Here is a 21526-nt window from a genome sequence, read left to right as displayed (position 1 = left end):
GACAGAAGTGTTGTGTCCCAACTTCGAGGCTTCAATGACGGCGTCGGGATCGGAAGGGTATTGAGCTTAACGTCGTGCGCACGCTTAAGGTGAGTGCGCTCATCTCTATGGCTCCGTTTTGCCTGGGAGGATCCATAAGCGGACTTAATAATTAAGCGTCAGTTCAGACCGCGTCACCGGCGAAGGCTAAATAGACCCTGTAAGCGCGCAACTAATATGTATATCTGCATTTCATCGGGAGATAAAAACGAAACGATTGAAGGCAGGTCGCCCTGCCTTCATCGATAGTTCGTACTTATTTTGCAGCGTCACCGCCGTGAGCCTTGGCCAACGCCTGAGCATGCACAAGGTGTTCCTTGAGCTTTGGAAGGGTTTCTGCGGCAAAGGCTTTCAGATCGGCATCTTTTCCATTCGATGCTTCTTCCTCGAACAGGGCGATGGTCGCCTCATGCGCTTTGACTTGGTTGTTTGCGTAGGCCTGATCGAAGGATTTTGAACTGCGCAGTTCCAGGATCATCGCCTTTGCCTTGTCGACCAGCTCGGCGCTGTCAGAGACTTCCAGATTCTTCTTGTCGGCAATCATCTTGAGTTTGCTGTTGGCCGCCGTGTGATCTTTGACCATCATATCCGCAAACGACTTGACGTCGCTGGCGCTGCCTTTTTCCTGGGCAAGCTTGCCTGCTTCAACCTCAGCGACGCCTTTTGCAGAAGCGTCCTCGACAAAGTCATCGTTGTCCTGCGCCGCGAAAGCACCTTGACTGGCAAGCGCGACAAGCAAGGCGAACGTCGAAGTTTTTATTAGGTGTGCCATTGTGTGTTTCCTCTTATCCATAATAGGGCGCCAGTGCCCTTGCACCTTTTCGACCCGGCGTCATTCTGGAACGTTCAGCCAACTTTACGGGCGGGTGCGGTTAAATGAATCCATACATCTGATAACCACGTTCAAATGCGATTGGATAGATGCTGTAGAAAAAGAATTCATACCGGTGTCGTTTGAGTGGATAACATCGACGGTGACCATTGATCGTTATTTTGTCAGCGTATTAAAACTTATTTGAAAGCGCCGCTGGTCGAGCTTCCTGTCAAGTAGATGAATTACATATCCTCTGCCGCCTCCTAGTAAATGACTGCTCCAGTCGTTTAATTCAAACCGTGAGTGCGATAGCGCCAAGTATTGTTGTCGCCAGCGACGTTCAGCTTGATATGGGAGTTCCACCATGTTTCTGCACAACAAAAGACTGCAATACACCGTCCGTGTTGCCGAGCCTAATCCTGGCCTTGCCAACCTGCTCCTTGAGCAGTTCGGTGGTGCCCAGGGCGAACTCGCCGCCGCGACCCGCTATTTCACTCAGGCATTGGCCGAGGAGGATCCAGGTCGTAAGGATCTGCTTCTCGACATCGCCACGGAAGAGCTGAGCCATTTGGAGATCATTGGCTCGATCATCGTCATGCTCAATAAAGGCGGCAAAGGGAAGTTGGCAGAAGGTGTCCAGGAGGAAGGCGAGCTGTACCGCGATATCAACGGTGCCGGTAACGACTCGCACATTACCTCGCTGCTGTATGGGGGTGGCGCGCCGCTGGTGAATTCTGCGGGTATCCCGTGGACGGCAGCGTACATCGACACCATCGGTGAACCTACCGCTGACTTCCGTTCGAATATTGCGGCTGAGGCACGGGCGAAAATCGTCTACGAGCGGCTCATCAACGTCACCACGGATCCAGGCATCAAAGAGGCCCTCGGCTTTCTGATGACCCGCGAAATCGCTCACCAGTTGTCGTTCGAGAAAGCGCTGCATTCGATTCAGCCGAACTTCCCTCAGGGCAAGTTGCCGGGCATGCCGGAGTTCAGTCGGACCTATTTCAGCATGTCCAATGGCGATCCGAACGTACGTGGGCCGTGGAACAGCGACGCCGAGTTTGAGTATGTGGAGAATCCGCACCCGGCAGTGGACGGAGGTGACGGCACGGCCTCCATCGAACTGAGCGAGGATGATTCAGTGACACTGACCATGCTCAAAGAGCGCACGAAGTCCGATCTGGCCTCGGATCCCATGACCGGTGCCGATTTGGGTTCCGGTCTCGCTCAAGCGGCGGACAGGGAACTCGATCCGGCGCGTTAAACAACCTGTACGGTCGCAGACCCTGGTCTTGCGGCCGCTTCTTTAACCTGCTCGGGAATGTGCCATGAACCATCACTCGAAACACTCGACAGACGCTCTTCCACAGGTCAATGCGTTGATTGCGGGAAAATTCAGCCGACGTGCGCGGGCATTCGACGCCAGCGCTGCAACACTTGTACGCGATCTGCATTCAGCGTTATTTGACTCAGGATTTAAAAAAAGGATTGCTCAGTAGCTCGTAGCCCACTGAGGTTTGGCCCGTACTCTGTGCGGGTTTTTTTTGCGCCAGGATTGACCTTCTTCACCGCTGAATCTGCGTCTGAACGTGCTGCGCCGTCTTTAGACTTCGGGTAATTCTCAGCGTGAACGTTGTCCCGGTCGATGTGCAGCGCAACGATGCTGGTTGCTCGGCCAAGTGTGCGCCGCGAGCCTGGGCGCTGGACGACACCTTGATCCGGGTATTCGACCAGTGACGGCTACGACTGACCGAAACTTGGAACGCAACCGCGCAACGGTTCTCGAACGACTGTGTGCCCATTCAGGGGACGAGGTAGCACCTATGACGAACTCAACACCCCGGCCTGAAAATCAAGGCGTTCAGGACAAGGCAGATAAACAAAGGGTATCGGAGGCGATGCCGGAGACCGGATTGACAGATGACCAGCGCGTGAGTCGAGAAGACCTGTCGCCTGAAAGCGGGGCACGCGTCAAACCCGGGCCCGCCGATGCCGAGCGGATGAAGAAGCCCTGATCGCTGATCGCCCGACCTTTTTACCTGCCGTTTTAAACGCGCAGCGTTACCCTTCGCGGGATCTGCGCAGCTGCAATGGAGCACCAAAATGAGCCCGAGAACTTCTTTCATTTTTGATCTGGATGGCACCCTCACCGACAGTGTTTATCAGAATGTCGCGGCCTGGAAGCAAGCGCTGGACTCGGAAGGCATCCCGCTCGCGATGTGGCGCATCCACCGGAAAATCGGCATGAGTGGCGGGTTGATGCTCAAGTCGTTATCCCGGGAAACGGGAATGGACATCTCCGCCGAGCAGGCTGATCGACTCAGCGAGAAACACAGTGAAGCCTATCGCGAGCTTCAGGGTCAGATCATTGCGCTGCCCGGTGCAATCGAGCTGCTGGAAACACTCAATCGCGGTGATTTGAAGTGGTGTATCGCGACCAGCGGAGGCAGCGAGACCGCCAGAATCAACCTCGAGGCGCTGGGGCTGAAACTCGAGGAGGTCGCCCTCATCACGCGCGACGACGTTAAGTACGGCAAGCCTGATCCGGACCTTTTCCTGGCAGCTGCTCAGCGCATGGAGGTGCCAATCGAGGAGTGCCTGGTGATCGGAGACGCCATCTGGGACATGCTCGCTGCCCGGCGTTGCAAGGCCACAGGCATCGGCCTGCTCTCGGGCGGCTATGACATCAGCGAGCTGGAGCGGGCCGGGGCGCTGCGGGTTTATGAGGATCCGCTGGACCTGCTCAATCATCTGGACGAGATCGCGTCCCGTCCATAAACGGGCAACCTGGCCCGAGGAACACCACCACGCTGCTCAAGTCTTGCTTATCTGCTGGCGGTCAGTGATGCTCGCCCGCGCGCTTGAGCAGCTTTTTGCAGCGCTCGGACAGGTGCACGACCCGCAAGTGTTTGCCGGCTTTCTGATAGCGCTCGCGCAAGGTCTTCAGGGCGGCAATGGCCGAGTAATCGACGAAGCGCAAGTGTCGGCAGTCCAAGGTGACGTGGTCTGGATCGTTGAGGTGATCGAACTGATCGAGAAACGGCGTGGCCGAGGCGAAGAACAATGTGCCGTGCAGGTGATACAGCTTGCTGCCGTCCGCTTCGACATGGCTGTCGGCGTACAGCTCGCGGGCTTGTTGCCAGGCAAAGTTGAGGGCTGCGATGAGAATGCCGAACAGCACCGCGGTCGCCAGATCCGTGAGCACGGTGACGATGGTCACGGCGATGATCGCCAGCACATCATTCAACGGCACTTTGCGCAGCACGCGCAGCGACGCCCAGGCGAAGGTCTGTTGAGCGACCACGAACATCACGCCGACCAGCGCGGCGAGCGGAATCCGCTCGATCAGCGGCGACAGAAACAGCACGAACATCAGAATCATTACCCCGGCCACGATGCCTGACAGACGTCCACGACCGCCCGAGCTGAGGTTGATCACGGTCTGGCCGATCATAGCGCAACCGCCCATGCCGCCGCAGAACCCCGACGCTATGTTGGCAACGCCCAACGCCACGCACTCCCGGTCCGGGTAGCCACGGCTTTCGGTGATTTCATCGGTGAGGTTAAGCGTCAGCAGGGTTTCCAGCAGACCGACCAGCGCCATCAACACGGCATAGGGCGCAATGATGTAAAGGGTGTCCAGGTTCCACGGCACATCCGGTAGCGCGAGCCCCGGCAGGCCGCCCGCGATGTGCGCCATATCGCCCAGCGTGCGGGTTGGCAGGTTGAACAGGTACACCAGCAGCCCGACGCCCAGAATGGCGACCAGTGCGGGCGGGACCGAACGGGTCAGGCGCGGCAGGGTATAGACGACGCCCATGGTCAATGCCACCAGTCCAAGCATCAGGTAAAGCGGCGTGCCGCTGAGCCAGGTGTCGCCGCTTTTGAAGTGCTCAAGCTGGGCCATGGCGATCACGATCGCCAGACCGTTGACGAAGCCGAGCATCACCGGGTACGGCACCATGCGCACCAGTTTGCCCAGACGCAGCACGCCGAACGCAATCATCACCAGACCGCCGAGCAACACCGTTGCCAGCAAGTACTGCACACCGTGTTGCACCACCAGCGCGACGATCACCACCGCCATCGATCCCGCGGCGCCCGACACCATGCCGGGCCGACCACCGAACAGCGCGGTCAGCGTGCAGATGATGAACGCGCCATACAGGCCCATCAGCGGGTTGAGGTGGGCGACCAGAGCGAAGGCGATGCACTCGGGCACCAGGGCGAAAGACGTGGTGAGGCCGGCGAGGACATCGGCGCGGAGGCGGGCGGGTTTCATGTAATACCTGAATGACGGAGCGGCGCCGGAACGGCCGCGTCGGCGAAAAAGGGGGAATGTTACGGAATGCTGCGAGCGTAAGCCAGCCGAGGTGAGAACGCCTGGCGTCATTCGCTGCGTGTCTGTCGCTGCGCGTTCCATAAGCTGCTCGCCATGGTGTCCGCTGGCTGCTTGTCTTTGGCGATTGCAGCTGATCGGTGGCAACTCATCATTTTGGTGCATCCGTCGATACAGGTTCATGACTGACCGTGAAGAGCCCTTGCGAACGACTATGCCAACGCTTCCCCCTGCGGACCCCTCGAACCCGAAAAACCATCGCTCCAGTGTGGCGCTGGCTCGTGCGTCACTCTTCAAATTCGTTGCGCTATTGACCGGCGTTTTTGTGCTTGGTGCCTGCATGCTCGCCTATCTGGCCCGGGATCTTGACCGTGTTGAAGAAGTTGAGAGTGCGTTCTACACGCACAAGGCGGTGAGTTCGCTGGAGAAGTCGCTGAGCGCGACCATCAAGGACTACGCCTTTTGGGGCGACAGCTATAAGAACCTCCATCTGCACGTCGACACCGACTGGGCCTTTGTGCGCCAGAACATCGGCCCGACGCTGTACAGCGATTTCGGGTTTGAAGGCCTGTTTGTCGTCAACGACGTCGATGCCACCGTTTATGCCGTGATCGAGGGCAATCTGACGACTGTCGATGCCGCACGGTGGCTGGGGCCGTCGATGAGCCAGATCCTTGCGCAGGCTCGTGAGGGCGCTGAGAAGGAGACCCCGACGACGGCGTTCATCAAGGTCGATGGCGTTCCCGCCCTGGTGGCCGCCGCTGCGATAACCCCAGGCACCGATCCGACCGTCGTACCGGATGACCGGACCTCGTCGGTGCTGCTGTTTGTCACGCTGCTGAGTGAAACCAAGCTCGCCGCGCTCGGCAGGGACTACGGTGTGGACGCGCTCCACGTGGCCGCAGGGAACGAGATGGGTCAGGCGTCGGCGTTGGCGCTTGGTCAAGACGGCGAGGCCGGAGCCCTGAGCTGGACACCGCCCAAGCCAGGCGAGCGCTTATTGATGCTGGGTCTGCCTTGGGTCTGCGTGGCCGCACTGCTGGTCTGTCTGATGGCGTGGGTCATTTTGCGTCGTACTACTGCCAGCGCCAAATCGCTCGATGACAGTTACGCCTCCTTACAACACAGCCAGATTGCACTGGCCACCAGTGAAGCCAGGTTTCGGGATGTCGTCGAAGCCAGCTCCGACTGGGTATGGGAAATCGATGACCAGGGACGCTTCACCTACCTGTCGGAGCGATTCGAAGCCGTCACCGGCCTGTCGCGCGACCGTTGGGCCGGTGCTTCCATGGATGATTTGCTGGGCACTGAAATGGGGACCGTCTCACAGTGGCTGGCGATTCCGGATCGCAAGCCTGAGATCAGTATCCAGTGCCGTTATGCAGACGCCCTGGGTCAAGCGCGGATCACGCGTTTGTCCGCCCGGCAAATGATCGGCGGAGGCTTTCGCGGCACCGCAACGGACGTCACTGAGGAAGTCGAGGCGCGGCGACGCATCGAGTTTCTTTCGCAGCACGATGCGCTGACCGGACTGCCAAACCGGGTCAGGCTCCAGGAGTTCCTGGATGGCAAGCTCAAGGCGACGCCGACGGTGCAGCATCCGCTGGTCATGCTCAGCCTGGACCTGGATCGGTTCAAACCGGTCAACGACCTGCTGGGGCACGCTGCGGGTGACACGGTGCTGAACGAGGTGTCCCGACGGCTTTCCGATTGTGTGCGTCACGGCGACCTGGTGGCGCGCGTCGGCGGCGACGAGTTTGTGCTGATCCTGACCGATGTCGAAGGCCCCGAAGAGGTCGAAGCGTTGTGCCAGCGATTGATCGGGTCCATCGAGCATCCCGTCCTGCTCAACGAGCAAGAAGTGTTCGTCAGTGCCAGCATCGGTATCGCGATGGCACCCACTGACGCTCGAGAAGCCGCCGAACTGCTTCGTTATGCCGACATTGCCTTGTATGAGGCCAAAGCCAGCGGCAGAAGCACCTGGCGTTTTTATGCGGGCGACATGAACGCGCGGATCATCGAGCGGCGTCGACTGGAAAGTGATCTGCGCTTTGCCATCAAGCATGGCGAGCTGAGGCTGCATTTTCAGCCCCGGTACCGGATTTCCGATGGGCACATGGTGGGCGCCGAGGCACTGGTTCGCTGGCAGCATCCCGTCCGGGGACTGATCGCGCCCGACACCTTTATCCCGATTGCAGAAGAGACGGGCCTGATCATTCCCCTCAGTGACTGGGTCATTGCGACCGCCTGCAACCAGGCCGCCACATGGCCAGCCCATCTGTTTGTCTCGATCAACCTGTCACCGGCAGAGTTCAAGCGCGGTCAGGTCGCGCTTCGGGTCCAGAAGATTCTGGAGGCGAGCGGCCTGGCGCCGTCGCGCGTCGAACTGGAGATCACCGAAGGGGTGATGCTGGAGGATGCTGCGGGCGCGCTGGAGGTCATGCAATCACTCAAGCGTCTCGGGGTCCGTATTGCGATGGATGACTTCGGCACGGGGTATTCGTCGTTGAGCTACCTGCGCACGTTCCCGTTTGACGGGCTGAAGATCGACCGCAGTTTTCTCACCCGGCTGGGTGAAAGCGAGGATGACCAGTCGATTGTCAAAGCCATCATCGGGTTAGGGCGAGCGCTCTCGCTGACGGTCACCGCCGAGGGCATCGAAACCGCCGAGCATCTTGCGCTGCTCAAGGCGGTGGCCTGTGATGAAGGGCAGGGCTATTACCTGAGCAAGCCCCTGAATATGCGCGACTTCACGTCGCTGCTGGGTATGGGGAGCCCGGTCGACAGCGATTGCTGACCGCCGGGAGGGCTTTCTCGGTGTCCAGCCAGGCAAGATTATGTAACGATGCCTGGCTTGACGCTTCTTGCTCGCCCAATCCGCCGCCTTTAAGGACAGAACACGGATGCTCGCTGCCCTCAGACATTACCCTGCCTCAGTCAATCTGCTGTTGTCCTCGTCGCTGTTTCTGACGCTGGGCAGGGCGATCACCCTGCCGTATCTGGTGATTTACCTTTCCTCCAGCTTTGTCCTGGGCATCAGTGATATCGGCATGGTCGTAGGCAGTGCGCTGATCGTCGGCTCATTGCTGAGCCTGTATGGCGGCTACCTCACCGACAAACTGTCCAGCTACAAGCTGATCCTGTGTTTCACCGGGTTCTTCGTCACCGGCTTCGTCGGCATGTGCGTGACAAACAAGCTGTGGCTGTTCTTCCTGTTTCTGGTGTCCTTCAACTTCGCCTATTCAGTGATCGACATCGTGGTCAAGGCGGCGTTTGGCAAGCTGTTGCCGGTGGCCGAGCAGAGCAAGGTGTTTTCGGTGCGCTACACGCTGATCAACATCGGTTATGCGGTGGGGCCGTTCATTGGCGCGGGGCTGGCGCACTGGAACATGAAGCTGCCGTTCATGATGTCGGCGCTTCTGGGGCTGGGTTTCTTCGTGGTTTATTCGATTTTCGGCGACCGCAAGCTCAGCTCGGCGGACCCTGCGAACACGCCGGTATCGTTTTTGGCGGTCGGGCGAATTCTGCTCAAGGACTATCGGCTGGTGTGCTTCACCGTAGGCGGCGTGCTGAGCGCCGTGGTGTTCGGGCAGTTCACGGCGTATATCTCGCAGTACCTGGTGACCACCAGCACCCCGGAATTCACGTATCAGGTCATCAGCTCGGTGGTGGCGGTCAACGCCACGGTGGTCATCTGCCTGCAGTATTTCGTTGGCAAACACATCAGCCATCAGTACCTGAATCAGTGGCTGACGGCAGGTTTCAGCCTGTTTCTGATGGGCGTGGTCGGGTTTGCGCTGTCGACCACGGTGCTGCACTGGTCGCTGGCGGTGGCGATTTTCACCCTTGGCGAAATCATCGTGTTCCCGGCTGAATACATGTTCATCGACCGCATCGCGCCGACGCACCTGCGCGGCATGTATTACGGCGCGCAGAACTTGTCCAACCTTGGTGGTGCTTTGGGGCCGGTGCTGTGCGGTTTTGCGCTGGCGACGCAGTCAGCGCACTTCATGTTCTATATGCTGGCGGCCTTTATCGTGGCCGGCGGCTGTTTCTACCTGCTGGGCGCTTCCTACTCCAGACGCCACGATCAATCCTCCAGCACGCGGTGATGTTTTGCGATGAGTGTTCTGTCTCCTCTGGATGCCTGGCAACAGGCGGTCGACACGCAGGGTTTTCAGCCGGATGAGGCCCAGCGCCAGGCGGCGCAGAGACTTCAGGCGTGCTGGCAGGCCCTGCGTGATCGCACGTCTCAAGCGCCGGTAAAGGGCGTGTACCTGTGGGGCCCGGTCGGGCGTGGTAAGACCTGGCTCATGGACCGTTTCTACGAGAGCCTGCAGATTCCCGCGCGCCGCCAGCATTTTCATCACTTCATGCGTTGGGTGCATCAGCGGTTGTTCCAGTTGACCGGCATGCCCAAGCCGCTGGAGGTGCTCGCCCGGGAACTCGCTCAGGAAGTGCGCGTGCTGTGTTTCGACGAGCTGTTCGTCAATGACATTGGCGATGCGGTGATTCTGGGCGGTTTGCTAAGGGCCATGTTCGAAGAAGGTGTGGTGCTGGTCTGCACGTCGAACCAACTGCCGGAACAGCTCTATGCGACGGGGCACAATCGCGATCGTTTCGTGCCCGCGATTACCGCGATCAATCACTACATGACTGTGGTCTCCGTGGACGGCGGTGAAGACCATCGCTTGCACCCGGGGCAGGCGCAGCAGCGTTATTGGGTGACGAAAGCGCAGGGCGCCAGCGCCTTGGTCGAGGTCTTCGAGACGCTGAGCAGCGGCGAGTCGGTGTCGATTCAGCCGGTGCCCGTGGGGCGGCGGCATGTGCCGGTGGTGCGCGCCAGCAGGACGGTGGTCTGGTGTCGATATGCCGATTTGTGCGAGCAGCCTCTGGCGGCGATGGACTTCATCGAGCTGTGCGACCGCTACCAGGCGGTGTTGCTAAGCGAAGTGCCGGCGTTGAGTGCGCCGCAGCGAGAAGGGCGCATCGCACGCGGCACCGAGGACGGCGTGGAGCAGGTGGTGGCGGGCGACCGTGAACTGCCGCAGTTGTCGCCCTACGATGACGGCGTGCGGCGGTTCATTGCCTTGGTGGACGAGTGTTATGACCGCAAGGTGCCGCTGTATGTCGAGGCGGCCATGCCGATGCAGGAACTGTACACCGAGGGTTACCTGGCCTTTGCCTTTCGCCGGACGCTGAGCCGGTTGCAGGAAATGCAGCTGGCGCGGTTTGGGCACTAAGGCAACCGATGCAATGTACCTTCAGGCGATGGAAACCTGTGGGAGCGAATTTATTCGCGAAAGATGCTCCAGACGCCAGACAGCTATCGGCTGTACCGGCCCCCGCGAATGAATTCGCTGCCACAGCGTTAAACCATCAGCGATGCGCTCATCGCTTGCATCGACGATGTGTTGCGATCAAACGCTGTTACGTCGACTTTGCGCCAACACATGCTTGACGCCTTCACCCATCAGCACCATGACCGCGAGCCAGATCGGCAGGTAGGTCATCCATTCATCCCGCCCGATGGACTCGCCCAGCAACAGGGCGACACCGACCAGCAGCACCGGCTCAACGTAACTCAGCAGGCCGAACACGCTGAACGCCAACAGGCGACTGGCCAGGATATAGGCGACGAGGGCCGAAGCGCTGATCGCACCCAGTACCGGAATCAACAGGTAGAAGCGCGGGAACTGTTCGACCACCGCAGGGTTGCCCTTGCAGATGAAGAACACGGCCGCTGGCAGTATCAGCAACATGTCCCACCATAGCCCGCCAAGGTTATCGGTCTTGAGTTTGCGCCGCAGGATGAAATACACCGGATACCCAAGGCACACCACCAGGGTTTCCCAGGAAAAACTGCCCAAACGCAGCAGCTCGTTGCCCACGCCGACCAATGCGCAGCACGCGGCGATCTTCTGCAAATGCGAGAGCTGCTCGCCATAGACCAGGCGTCCCGTGAGGATGATCGTCAATGGCAACAGAAAATAGCCCAGCGACACTTCCAGACTGCGCCCGTGCAAGGGCGCCCACAGGAACAGCCACAGTTGCACGCCCATCAGCGATGCCGACAGCGCCATGCCGCCGAGCAGGGCCGGGTTCTGGCGAATGCGTCCGGCCAGCGCACGGGCCAGGCGCCAGTCGCCACTGGACAGCATGAAGACCGTGACGCAGGGCAGGGTCAGCAGCATGCGCCAGCCGAAGATTTCTTCACCGCTCAACGGTATGAGCAGCGAGGTGTAGTAGTACATGACCGCAAAGAGGCAGGAGGCCATGACCGATAACGCAACACCCTTGTACACAGGGTCTCCTTGGTTTCGATGCTTGAGGATTTTGAAGGTGCTTACGGCGTCAGACTCTGGCGGCCTGATCGTGGGAAACGGCGCACAGTCTAGCCGAAGGCGCCCCTCTCGTTCGCGCGGAATCTGGTAAACGCCAGATGGGCTGGCAGTAAACGATGCACGTTTGGCAGAGAACGAGACCGCGCGCCGATTGAGGGGCAAACCCTCGTCCCGCAGACTTCTCCTCAACGCGCCACACCGGCGCGATCAATCGAGGAAGACCTCCATGACTCAAGAAATCGCCGGTATCAAGATCCCTGACAGCGCCCTGGCTCGCGCGACCACCGAATACATCCGCGATCAGGAAGACGATCTGCTGTTCAATCACTCCCGCCGTGTTTTTTTGTGGGGCGCGTTGACCGGTGAGCGCAAAGGATTGAAGTACGACGCCGAGCAGTTGTACGTCGGCGCCATGTTCCACGACCTCGGTCTGATGGAAAAACACCGCAGCCCGGACCTGCGCTTCGAAGTGGACGGCGCCAACGCAGCCCGTGCGTTCGCCAAGCCGTTCGGCTTGTCCGAAGGCGATCTGGAGCAAGTGTGGTTGTCGATCGCCCTGCACACCACGCCGGGCGTGCCGGAGCACCTGCGGCCGAACGTGGCACTGGTCACCGCAGGCGTCGAGATGGACGTGCTCGGCATCAACTACGACCAGTTCAGCGACCAGCAGCGTGAAGTCGTGACCCACGCTCACCCGCGTGGTGAAGCCTTCAAGGAATGCATCCTGTGCGCCTTCGCCAACGGCTTCCGTCACAAGCCCGACACCACCTTCGGCACCGTCAACGCCGACGTGCTGGTCGATGAAAACCCGACGTTCAAGCCGCTGAACTTCGTCGAGATCATTCGTAAGTCGCCTTGGAAGGCGTGAGCCACACGCCCCGGCAACGCGGTCCAGTGTGGGAGACGTCGGAGGTTACGACGGCAGCGAATGCGGTGTGTCAGGCAGTGATGTATTGCCCGACACACCGCATTCGCGACCGTCGTAACCTCCGATTGCTCCTACAGGGGAAATGCATTCTCCCGGCGATGTAGAGGGTGCTTGATCGTTTCCCACGCTCAATCGTCGAGATCATCCGCACCTCGCCGTGGAAGGCATAAGCCGCACGCCCCGGCAACGCGGTCCGGTGTGGGAGACGTCGGAGGTTACGACGGCAGCGAATGCGGTATGTCAGGCAGTGATGTATTGCCTGACACACCGCATTCGCGACCGTCGTAACCTCCGATTGCTCCTACAGGGGAAATGCATTCTCCCGGCGATGTAGAGGGTGCTGCTTGTTCCCACGCTCAAGCCGCTGAACTTGATTGAAATCATCCGCAAGTCCCCTTGGAAGGCGTAAGCCATACGCCCCGGCAACGCGGTCCGGTGTGGGAGACGTCGGAGGTTACGACGGTAGCGAATGCGGTGTGTCAGGCAGTGATGTATTGGCTGACACACCGCATTCGCGACCGTCGTAACCTCCGATTGCTCCTACAGGGGAAATGCATTCTCCCGGCGATGTAGAGGGTGCTTGATCGTTTCCCACGCTCAATCGTCGAGATCATTCACAATCTCGCCGCGGAAAGCATAAGGCGTACGCCCGGCAACGCGGTCCAGTGTGGGAGACGTCGGAGGTTACGACGGCAGCGAACGCGGTGTGTCAGGCAGTGATGTATTGGCTGACACACTGCGTCGCGACCGTCGTAACCTCCGATTGCTCCTACAGGGGTAATGCAGTCTCCCGGCTATGTCGATCATGGATGTCGTAAGACGACTGAGGCCTTCCTGAGGCTAAATCCACCCACATCCCTTCTTCGGCATTGCGCCAACCTTTGTTAGGCTCTTAGTTTGTCGACCCATGCAGGGCGGCTTTCTCCACCGCCAGACAAGGGAGCAGCAATGACCTCCATCGGCACTGCGGCACCGACCGTGCCAGGACGGCTCGAACAGTTTTCCACCCGCGTCACGTATTTCATCACCGGGTTCAGCATTTCCGCGTGGGCGCCGCTGGTGCCTTATGCCAAGAGCCGCCTGGGCCTGGACGACGCAAGCCTCGGCCTGTTGCTGCTGTGTCTGGGCATCGGCTCGATCATCGCCATGCCACTGGCCGGCGCCATGACCGTGCGTTACGGCTGTCGTCGCATCATCACTGTGGTCGGCAGCATCGCCTGCCTGTGCCTGCCGTTACTCGCCACACTCGACAACGTGCCATTGATGGTGGCGGTCCTTTTTATCTACGGCGCCAGCATGGGCGCGCTGGGGTGTGTCACCAACATACAGGCCATCATCGTCGAGCGCGCCAGTGGCAAGACCATGATGTCGGGCTTTCACGGGCTGTTCAGTTGTGGCGGTATTGTGGGGGCGGCAGGTGTTTCTGCGCTGCTGAGCATAGGCGTGTGGCCGTGGCTGACCGTTTCGCTGGTGTCGGTGTTCATCGCCCTGGCCTTGTACAAGGCTCGCCCGAACATGCTCGGTTACGGCAGTGAAGCGGGCGGTCCGGCGTTCGCCATTCCCCATGGCGTGGTGCTGTTCATCGGCCTGATGTGCTTTACCGTCTTCCTCACCGAAGGCGCGATGCTCGACTGGAGCGCCGTGTTCCTAAGCGCCCGGCACGGTGTCGAGCCGTCATACGCCGGTTTTGGTTATGCGGTGTTTGCGTTGGCGATGGCCATCGGACGCTTGTGCGGCGACCCGATCGTGCGTCGACTGGGCGTGCACAAGATCATTCTGTTCGGTGGGTTGTGCGCAGCGGTCGGCATGACAGTCGCCACACTGGTTCCCTATTGGCAAGCAGCCTTGGCCGGTTACGCGCTCGTGGGGCTGGGTTGCTCCAACATCGTGCCGGTGTTCTACAGCGCGGTGGGCCGACAGAAAACCATGCCCGAGAACGTCGCCGTTCCGGCCATCACCACGCTGGGTTACATCGGTATCCTGATGGGCCCGGCCGGTATCGGGTTCGTCGCCCACCTCAGCAGCCTCGGCGCGGCGTTTCTGATCATCGCCGTGATGCTGCTGGGTGCGGCGATCAGCGGTCGCTATCTGAAGGTGTAGCGATTACAACGTACGCGCGGTCCCTGACAGACGGATTGAACTGCCGGGTTCAGGACTGAACTCGGCTCGAATCCGCGAGCGGCTGCCCATGTCTTCGCCCTGCACGATGTCGATGACGCCGCCATGGTCCCAGCCAATGTCACGCAAATAACCGGCGAACGCCGCGCTCGATGCACCCGTGGCAGGGTCTTCATAGACGCCGCCAAAGGCAAATGGATTGCGCGTGTGGAAGAGGCGAGGGGATTCGGCGAACACCAGCAATATCGTCACCCAACCTTCACGCACCATCAACTCACGGCCCGTCGCGAAGTCATAGCGCATGTTCCTGAGCGTGTCCCGACGATTCACGGCGAGCACCAGGTGCTGCGCGCCGCCATTGATAAGCGCAGGCGGAATACGCAAGTCGATATCTTCGGCTTGCAGATCAAACAGTGACATGGCCTGACTGAGCCGTTCGCGGCTGACCGGTTTGCTGAAGGTCGGCGGGGATTGCAGCGCGGCAGAGGTCAATGCGCCGTGCCTGTGTCCTTCGACGCTGATCTGCGCTTCGTTCAGGAAGAGCTTGAAAAGGCCTTCGCCAAACCGGCCCGCCAGCGCTGCGCCCAAGGCGATGGTGGCGTGACCGCAGAACGGCACTTCGGCTTCGGGGGAGAAATAGCGCACACGAAAACCGTCACCTTGCGGCACCGCGAAGGCCGTTTCCGAATAGCCGACCTCGGCGGCCACCCGCTGCATGATCGCGTCGTCAGGAAAGATTTCGCCGATCCAGACCCCAGCCGGATTACCGCCTTGGTCAGCGTCGGAAAAGGCCGCAAGCCTGAGGATGTCCATTGTCATGTTCGAGTGCTCATTGCGCCGTGGGGAAGTGGCGTAATTGTTATCGACGCACGGTAATGGGCACCAACCAAAAGTGCTTATGCGTGGGATTCAACGGGTTGATGCACGCTGCGAATGTACGACGTGCATCCCTTAGTGGTCCGGCAAAGGTTTTCCAGCGCAATCGATCAGGCCGGAACCATCGCAAAGCCCACGCCGAAGCGGTTCCAGGCATTGATGGTGGCGATCGCCAGGGTGATGTTGGCGACGTCCGCTTCGCTGTAATGCTCAAGCAGGGCTTCGTATTGATCCTGCGGCGCGTGATGGATCGACAACTGCGTCAGGCTTTCGACCCACGCCAGTACCGTCTTCTCTTTGTCGGTGAAGAACGCGGTTTCTGCCCATACGCTCAGGGTCTGCAGGCGGGCTTCGGTTTCACCGGCTTTGCGGGCGTCATTGGCGTGCATGTTGACGCAGTAGGCGCAGCCATTGATCTGCGAAGCGCGCAGACGGATCAGTTCCAGCAGCGAGCTGTCCAGGCCTGATTTGGCCAGGGCGGCTTCCAGCCCGACCATGGCTTTGTAGGCTTCTGGCGATTTCTGTGCCCAGGAAATTCTTTTGTTCATGTGTGCGTGCTCCGATGAGTCAGTGGGAAATTCGTTGGCTGTGGCACTACATTACGCTTGAGCTCACGATGGCCGAATAGCCAATGGATCAGGATTTTTGGAGACCAATTGCCGAGGTTTTCCAGGATTGGTCTACCGCATCGCGCATTTGCGTCATGGCCTGCGAACACGGTTCATGAACGGCGCGGCCACGCTTTGGGCCTTGCCGCTCTGGCTCAGCGATCTAGGCTATGCGCCAACAATCACAAGGAGTCATCCATGTTTGCCGGATTTCAGAAAGACCAGCGCCTGGTCAACGGTGTACGGATCAGCTATCGCATCGGCGGGACCGGCCCAGGCCTGTTGCTGCTGCACGGTCACCCGCAGACCCACGTCATCTGGCACAAGATTGCCGAGCGCCTGAGCCAGCACTTCACGGTGGTGGCCGCTGATTTGCGCGGTTATGGCGACAGCAGCAAGCCGCCTGCGACGCCAGACCATTCCAGTTATTCCAAGCGCGAGATGGGCCGCGACATGGTCGAGTTGATGCGCGAACTGGGCCTGTCGACGTTCTCCATCCTGGCCCATGATCGCGGCGCCCGCGTTGCGCATCGGCTGGCGCTGGATCATCCGCAGACCGTGACGCGCATGGCCTTGCTCGACATCGCACCGACGTTGGCGATGTACAGCCAGACCAATGAGGCCTTTGCCCGTGCCTATTGGCACTGGTTTTTCCTGATCCGTCCGGCCCCTTTGCCGGAAATGTTGCTGGAGGCCAGTCCGGAGCAGTACCTGCGCAGTGTGATGGGCAGTCGTAGCGCAGGGCTGACGCCTTTCACCGACGAAGCCTTCGCCGAATACCTGCGGTGCGCGAGCCTGCCAGGTGCGTCTCGTGGTGTGTGCGAAGACTATCGCGCCAGCGCCAGCATCGACCTGGAACATGATCGGGCGGACATCGAGGCCGGTCATCACCTGACGTTGCCGTTACTGGTCTTGTGGGGCAGCGAGGGCACGGTCGGCAAATGTTTCGAGCCGCTGAAGGAGTGGCAGAACGTCGCCACCGACGTGCGCGGCAAAGCGCTGCCGGGCGGGCATTATCTGGCCGAGGAGATTCCGCAGGAATTGCTGGCAGAAGTTTTACCGTTTTTATCCTGAGGCCAGACGGGGCTTGACTCGATTAGGGGATGAACGCTGTCCGCCCAGTGGGAGCGAATTCATTCGCGATGGGCCAGTGCAACCGGTGCATCTCTATCGGCTGAACTGTTTTTCGCGAATGAATTCGCTCCCACAAGGGGATGTGTGCTCTTCACTTTTTTTAGCGATCAGCCTGAACGGTCTGATGCGGTTTGGCCACAACCCGCTCACGCACCTTGTCCCACGCCATGTTGAACAGCATCGTGTAGGGCAGGAACAACAGCAGCAGTCCGACATCCAGCAGGAAAGCCTCCCACAGGCTGATCGAGAGCCACCATGCCGCCAGCGGCACGACCGCCACGATCAAACCGGTTTCGAACGCGATGGCGTGCAGCGCGCGGGCCTTCACGGTCATGGCAAAGCCGAGTCGCGCCCGCAGTCGGTCGAAGCCTGCGTTGAAGATCATGTTCCACAGCATCGCCACCGTGGAAATCATCACCGTCATCGCGCCCATTTTGCCGAGGGACTGACCAAGGACCCACGCCAGTCCCGGGGCGAACAGCAGTACGCCGATGAGTTCGAACACCAGCGCATGCAGCGCGCGTTCTTTTACGGATTTCGCAGGGACAGCCGACTTCGCGGCCTTCTCCTTGGACAGGACGTTAACAGGCATGACACGTTCACTTTGTTACGGGCAGGCGTGCATTGTCTCTGGGCGATGCACTAAAGTGAAAATCGTTGCCATCGGAAAAACCGATGGATGAAAGAGCGAGTGTGAGCATGAGCTATTCACCCGAAGCGCTGGAAGCGTTTTCCCAAGTCCTGGCCCTGGGGTCGTTCAGCGCGGCGGCGCGTCGTCTCGGCAAGAGCCAGTCGACCATCAGCGAAGCCATCTCACGGCTGGAAATCGATCTGGGCGTCACGCTTTTCGACCGGTCGTCCAAACACCCGACGCTGACCGAAGCGGGCAGGGCGCTGCAAGGGCGAATTGAAGAGCTGCTGGCCGCATCCGACAAGCTGCGCCGCGCCGCCGGCCGACTGGTTGAAGGGATGGAGCCGCGCTTGACCCTGGTGTTATCGGACGCCAACCAGTTTGCCGAATTCGAGGCGCGCATGGCCGAGCTCGATCAACGTTTTCCCGAGATTGAACTGGAGTGCGTGTTTGCCGAACACGGCGATGCGATCAACCTGATCCAGAGCGGTCGGGCCTCGCTCGGGCTGCTGTCGGCGCAGGCGAGTTACCCGCCGGAAGTGGGTTACGCGACCATCGCCGAGCGTGCCGATTTCGGTCTTTTCGTGTCGCACACGCATCCGCTGGCCTCTGAGCCGGCGGTCGATTACCACAGGCTTGCGCAGCATCGCGCGCTGCGTTTGAACACCATCGTCGATGAAAGTGTTCCCACCAACGACCTGCCCAGCGGTGCACGCCGCAGCTGGTCGGCGCCCAACTACCTGTTGTTGATGGACATGGCGGTGTTTGGTTTTGGCTGGTCGGCCCTGCCGCGCTGGCTGGTGCGGGGTTATGCGCAGGGGCGGCTCAAGGAGCTGCAGGTGCCGGGATGGCCGCGCAGTTCGGCGGTGGATGTGATCTGGTCGCGGCAAAAGAGCTTGGGGCCTGCGGGCGCTTGGTTGCTGGATACGTTGCTGGAGGGGCGAGGGGATTATTAGCGGACCGCTCGCAGGAAACGCTGTTCCGGCATTTCCTGCGAGCGTTCTTGGTCGCGCGATGATTACGCCGGGAACCTCAGCGCGTTGGTCAGATCACCCATCGGCGCCTGGCCACGCGCTATCATGGCGTTGTCACGCTCGACGATACCGTCGAGCTTTTCCAGCCCGTGCACGCGGGTGATCAGGCGCAGGATCGAAGCGGTGTCGTAAACGGTGTGGTCCACCGTGCCTTTACGGGCAAACGGCGAAATCACGATGGCCGGAACGCGTGTACCTGGGCCCCAGCGGTCACCTTTGGGCGGCGCCACGTGATCCCACCAGCCGCCGTTTTCATCGACGGTGATGACGATCACCATGTTTTTCCATTGCGGACTGTTGCGCAGCATCTTCACGGCGCGGTCGATGTGTCGGTCACCGGCGGCGACGTCGGCGTAACCGGCATGCATGTTCAGGTTGCCCTGAGGTTTGTAGAAGGTCACCGCAGGCAGTTTGCCCGCTTCGACGTCGGCAAAGAATTTATTGGTGCCTGAATCGTCCCCCAGCCCGCCGTCGCGCAAACGCTTATTGCGTTCAGCAGCGTTTTGCGGACCTTGCTGCTTGAAATAGTTGAAGGGCTGATGGTGGTACTGGAAGTTCGGGATCTTGGGGATGCCCGCCGAGTCCTTGTACTCGTCCAGCGTGACTTGCCACGCACCGGCGTACCACGCCCAGTCGACGTTCTTCTTCGACAGCTTGTCGCCGATGTGGTCATGGGTCTGCGGCACCAGCACGTTGGCCAGGTTGGGTTGCGAGTAGTCCGGTTTTTCCTTGTCGCGCAGCCAGGTCGGCCAGTACGGCGGTGCCATGGTGTTCACCGCGTAACCATCCGGGGTCAGCAGGCTGGGCCCGAATTGCGGCGGGCCGTCCATGGCGCTGGCAGGGGATTTTTCCAGCGGCTTGAGGCGGAATTCCAGCGGGTCGCTGCTTTCCAGCGTGGCAATCTGCGACTTGGCGGGCGAGTTGGCCGCGTCTGGGTAGAACGGCACTTTGGCGGACACCAGGTACTGATGATTAAGGAAGGAGCCGCCAAAAGCGCCCTGGAAGAAGTTGTCGCAGAGCACGAACTCCTTGGCGACCTCCCACAAGCGGAGGGAATACTGGGTCTGTGCGTAATGACCCATGGTCAGGCTGCCGGAGTCGGCCCACGCCACGAAGCCGTCATTTTTGCCGCCATTGATCTGCATCTGATTCTGATAGAACACGTGCCACAGGTCGCGGGTGACCACGTTCAAGGGCAGGTCTTCGCCACTCGGGCCTTTGAGGGCATACGGCGCGTTCGGCAGGTTTTCCTGATACTGCAGGCCGGTGGCGTAGGTCACGCCATCGACGCTCTGCGGGCCGATCTGGCAGACACCGCCCCAGCATTGCGGCAGCTTCTCGAGCACAGAACCATTGCGGTCGCGCTGCCGGTATTCCTCGGGCTTCACCGCAGACAAGGGTTTTTCCACGCCGGGGAAGTTGGCGAACAGGTTATTGAAACTGCGGTTTTCGCCGTAGATCACCACGATGGTCTTGACGTTGTCCTGCAGCGCCTTGTCCAGCTCAGGACCGCTAAGCGTGGTTTCAAGGGCGGTGGACTTGCCATCGCCCGGCGTCTCGCTGGCGGCCACGACGCCACTCAAGGTGGCGCCAGCGCCCAGCACGGCGACGCCACCGAGGAAACGACGGCGGCTGGTATCGGCGGGGGAATCAACAGAGTGATCGGCAGCGGACGGCTTGTTGAGGTCTTGTTGTTTGTCGCTCATCACGGCTCCTGATGCGGGATTCGAGGTGTTACCAATTATGTCGACGGAGCCTAATCCTGCAATGTGACATTAATGCGACAGCTTGAAACACTGAATCTAGAGCAGTCGATGGAAGGAGCAGTGAGGTCCCGAGCCTTGGGACTGGAGGTCAAGGCGCCGCCGCAGGTCGGTCCGCTGGAAGCCCCGACACCGTGTTGTAGCGGCTCATGATCCGGTCGATCTCGCCCGACATGCGCATTCTCAGCAAGATCCGCATCAGGCGTTGCGCGGGAATTTGCGTGTCGTTACGCACGATGCAACCCACCGGCTGTTCGTCGATGACGGCGATGCCACGCAGTTTCTGATCGTCGGGCAGGTTGCGATTGAACCAGTCCAGCGACCATTGATTGCCCACGGCGTAGCGGTAGCGGTGGACTTGCAGTTTCTGCAGCACCTGGACTTCGCTGCGCGCGTCATCACGCTTCAATCGATGGCTGTCGAAGGCGGTTTGCAGGGTAGGGTAGACGTAGCCGAGCACGGTGCCGATGGTTTCGTCGACGAGGGAATCCGGCGCTCTGGGCGTCGGATTATCCGGTGTGCTGATCAAAAGATCGCGCTGGATCAGCAGCGGCAAGCTCCAGGTGTAGTCGCCGGAGAGGTTGGGCATCCACGATTGCGCGGCATAGCAGCGCACGTTGATGGCGCCGCGCTCCAGCGTGCGTTGCACCCGCTGGATCGGCACCACGCGGTACTCCGCCGACAGGTTTGCCTGCGCCGCCATGCTTTGCATGATGTCGAAGATGATGCCGCCAGTGGGTTGATGGTCGTCGAGCTGCACCAGCGGCATCGACCACGCATCGGCGATGGAAAACCGTAACGGTGTTTCCTGCGCTGTGACGAACCCACTCATTAGCAAAAAAGCGCTCAATGTCAGCAACCGCATGAGGTCCCTCGGTGTGAGCCGAATGCTATG

The 21526-nt window shown here is 60.1% G+C and carries 18 protein-coding genes; 10 read left to right on the top strand and 8 right to left on the bottom strand.

The genetic code is table 11. The annotated features are described in order from the left end of the window. Nucleotides 1-295: 295 nt before the first annotated feature. A complete protein-coding gene (locus ABDX87_RS04665; protein WP_346833702.1) occupies nucleotides 296-811 on the bottom strand; it encodes a DUF4142 domain-containing protein in 516 nt (171 codons plus the stop codon). Between the two features lie 406 nt (nucleotides 812-1217). On the opposite strand from ABDX87_RS04665, the gene ABDX87_RS04660 reads away from it, so the two are divergent. The 3 genes from ABDX87_RS04660 (at nucleotide 1218) to ABDX87_RS04650 (ending at nucleotide 3634) form a co-directional block, all read left to right on the top strand. Next, nucleotides 1218-2120, top strand: a complete 903-nt coding sequence (locus tag ABDX87_RS04660; RefSeq protein ID WP_346831827.1) for a manganese catalase family protein — start codon at nucleotides 1218-1220, stop codon at nucleotides 2118-2120. A 559-nt stretch (nucleotides 2121-2679) separates the two neighbouring features. Further along, complete coding sequence (locus tag ABDX87_RS04655; protein WP_346831826.1) at nucleotides 2680-2871, top strand: hypothetical protein; 192 nt, start codon at nucleotides 2680-2682, stop codon at nucleotides 2869-2871. A gap of 88 nt (nucleotides 2872-2959) precedes the next feature. Continuing rightward, the gene (locus ABDX87_RS04650) at nucleotides 2960-3634 is read left to right on the top strand and encodes an HAD family hydrolase (protein ID WP_346831825.1); all 675 of its coding nucleotides are present in this window, start codon (nucleotides 2960-2962) and stop codon (nucleotides 3632-3634) included. A gap of 61 nt (nucleotides 3635-3695) precedes the next feature. Here ABDX87_RS04650 and ABDX87_RS04645 read toward each other — a convergent pair whose 3' ends face one another. Then, nucleotides 3696-5138, bottom strand: coding sequence for a SulP family inorganic anion transporter (locus ABDX87_RS04645; protein ID WP_346831824.1), 1443 nt, complete (start codon nucleotides 5136-5138; stop codon nucleotides 3696-3698). A 271-nt stretch (nucleotides 5139-5409) separates the two neighbouring features. Between ABDX87_RS04645 and ABDX87_RS04640 the strand changes: the two genes are divergently transcribed. The 3 genes from ABDX87_RS04640 (at nucleotide 5410) to zapE (ending at nucleotide 10438) form a co-directional block, all read left to right on the top strand. Continuing rightward, entirely contained in the window at nucleotides 5410-7992 is a 2583-nt protein-coding gene (locus tag ABDX87_RS04640; RefSeq protein WP_346831823.1) for a bifunctional diguanylate cyclase/phosphodiesterase, read from the top strand. Between the two features lie 106 nt (nucleotides 7993-8098). Next, on the top strand, nucleotides 8099-9307 hold the full coding sequence (locus ABDX87_RS04635) for an MFS transporter (RefSeq protein WP_346831822.1): 1209 nt from the start codon (nucleotides 8099-8101) through the stop codon (nucleotides 9305-9307). 9 nt (nucleotides 9308-9316) lie between these two features. Continuing rightward, nucleotides 9317-10438, top strand: a complete 1122-nt coding sequence (gene zapE, locus ABDX87_RS04630; RefSeq protein ID WP_346831821.1) for a cell division protein ZapE — start codon at nucleotides 9317-9319, stop codon at nucleotides 10436-10438. A 177-nt stretch (nucleotides 10439-10615) separates the two neighbouring features. Here the strand turns inward: zapE and rarD are convergent, their stop codons facing one another. Then, nucleotides 10616-11500, bottom strand: coding sequence for an EamA family transporter RarD (gene rarD / locus ABDX87_RS04625; RefSeq protein WP_346831820.1), 885 nt, complete (start codon nucleotides 11498-11500; stop codon nucleotides 10616-10618). Between the two features lie 265 nt (nucleotides 11501-11765). Here rarD and ABDX87_RS04620 point away from each other — a divergent pair, with 265 nt between their 5' ends. Then, nucleotides 11766-12407 (top strand): HD domain-containing protein, encoded by a 642-nt coding sequence (locus ABDX87_RS04620; protein ID WP_346831819.1) that lies wholly within the window; start codon nucleotides 11766-11768, stop codon nucleotides 12405-12407. A gap of 1008 nt (nucleotides 12408-13415) precedes the next feature. Next, nucleotides 13416-14567, top strand: a complete 1152-nt coding sequence (locus ABDX87_RS04615; protein ID WP_346831818.1) for an MFS transporter — start codon at nucleotides 13416-13418, stop codon at nucleotides 14565-14567. 3 nt (nucleotides 14568-14570) lie between these two features. Here ABDX87_RS04615 and ABDX87_RS04610 read toward each other — a convergent pair whose 3' ends face one another. Together ABDX87_RS04610 and ABDX87_RS04605 are read right to left on the bottom strand one after the other, a co-directional pair. Beyond that, the gene (locus ABDX87_RS04610) at nucleotides 14571-15404 is read right to left on the bottom strand and encodes a PhzF family phenazine biosynthesis protein (protein ID WP_346831817.1); all 834 of its coding nucleotides are present in this window, start codon (nucleotides 15402-15404) and stop codon (nucleotides 14571-14573) included. Nucleotides 15405-15571: 167 nt separating this feature from the next. Beyond that, nucleotides 15572-16009, bottom strand: a complete 438-nt coding sequence (locus ABDX87_RS04605; RefSeq protein WP_346831816.1) for a carboxymuconolactone decarboxylase family protein — start codon at nucleotides 16007-16009, stop codon at nucleotides 15572-15574. 258 nt (nucleotides 16010-16267) lie between these two features. Between ABDX87_RS04605 and ABDX87_RS04600 the strand changes: the two genes are divergently transcribed. Continuing rightward, complete coding sequence (locus tag ABDX87_RS04600; RefSeq protein WP_346831815.1) at nucleotides 16268-17143, top strand: alpha/beta fold hydrolase; 876 nt, start codon at nucleotides 16268-16270, stop codon at nucleotides 17141-17143. Between the two features lie 160 nt (nucleotides 17144-17303). On the opposite strand, the gene ABDX87_RS04595 is transcribed toward ABDX87_RS04600, so the two are convergent. Beyond that, nucleotides 17304-17795: a multidrug/biocide efflux PACE transporter gene (locus ABDX87_RS04595; protein ID WP_346831814.1), complete on the bottom strand. Its 492-nt coding sequence runs from the start codon at nucleotides 17793-17795 to the stop codon at nucleotides 17304-17306. Nucleotides 17796-17902: 107 nt separating this feature from the next. Between ABDX87_RS04595 and ABDX87_RS04590 the strand changes: the two genes are divergently transcribed. Next, nucleotides 17903-18790, top strand: a complete 888-nt coding sequence (locus ABDX87_RS04590) for a LysR family transcriptional regulator (RefSeq protein WP_346831813.1) — start codon at nucleotides 17903-17905, stop codon at nucleotides 18788-18790. A gap of 62 nt (nucleotides 18791-18852) precedes the next feature. On the opposite strand, the gene acpA is transcribed toward ABDX87_RS04590, so the two are convergent. Next, a complete protein-coding gene (acpA, locus tag ABDX87_RS04585) occupies nucleotides 18853-20574 on the bottom strand; it encodes an acid phosphatase (protein WP_346831812.1) in 1722 nt (573 codons plus the stop codon). 148 nt (nucleotides 20575-20722) lie between these two features. Then, the gene (locus ABDX87_RS04580; RefSeq protein ID WP_346831811.1) at nucleotides 20723-21496 is read right to left on the bottom strand and encodes a substrate-binding periplasmic protein; all 774 of its coding nucleotides are present in this window, start codon (nucleotides 21494-21496) and stop codon (nucleotides 20723-20725) included. Nucleotides 21497-21526: the final 30 nt, after the last annotated feature.

The sequence above is a fragment of the Pseudomonas abietaniphila genome (genome assembly GCF_039697315.1).
Taxonomy (GTDB): Bacteria; Pseudomonadota; Gammaproteobacteria; order Pseudomonadales; family Pseudomonadaceae; genus Aquipseudomonas; species Aquipseudomonas abietaniphila_B.
This window is presented reverse-complemented; position numbering and strand designations above follow the sequence as displayed.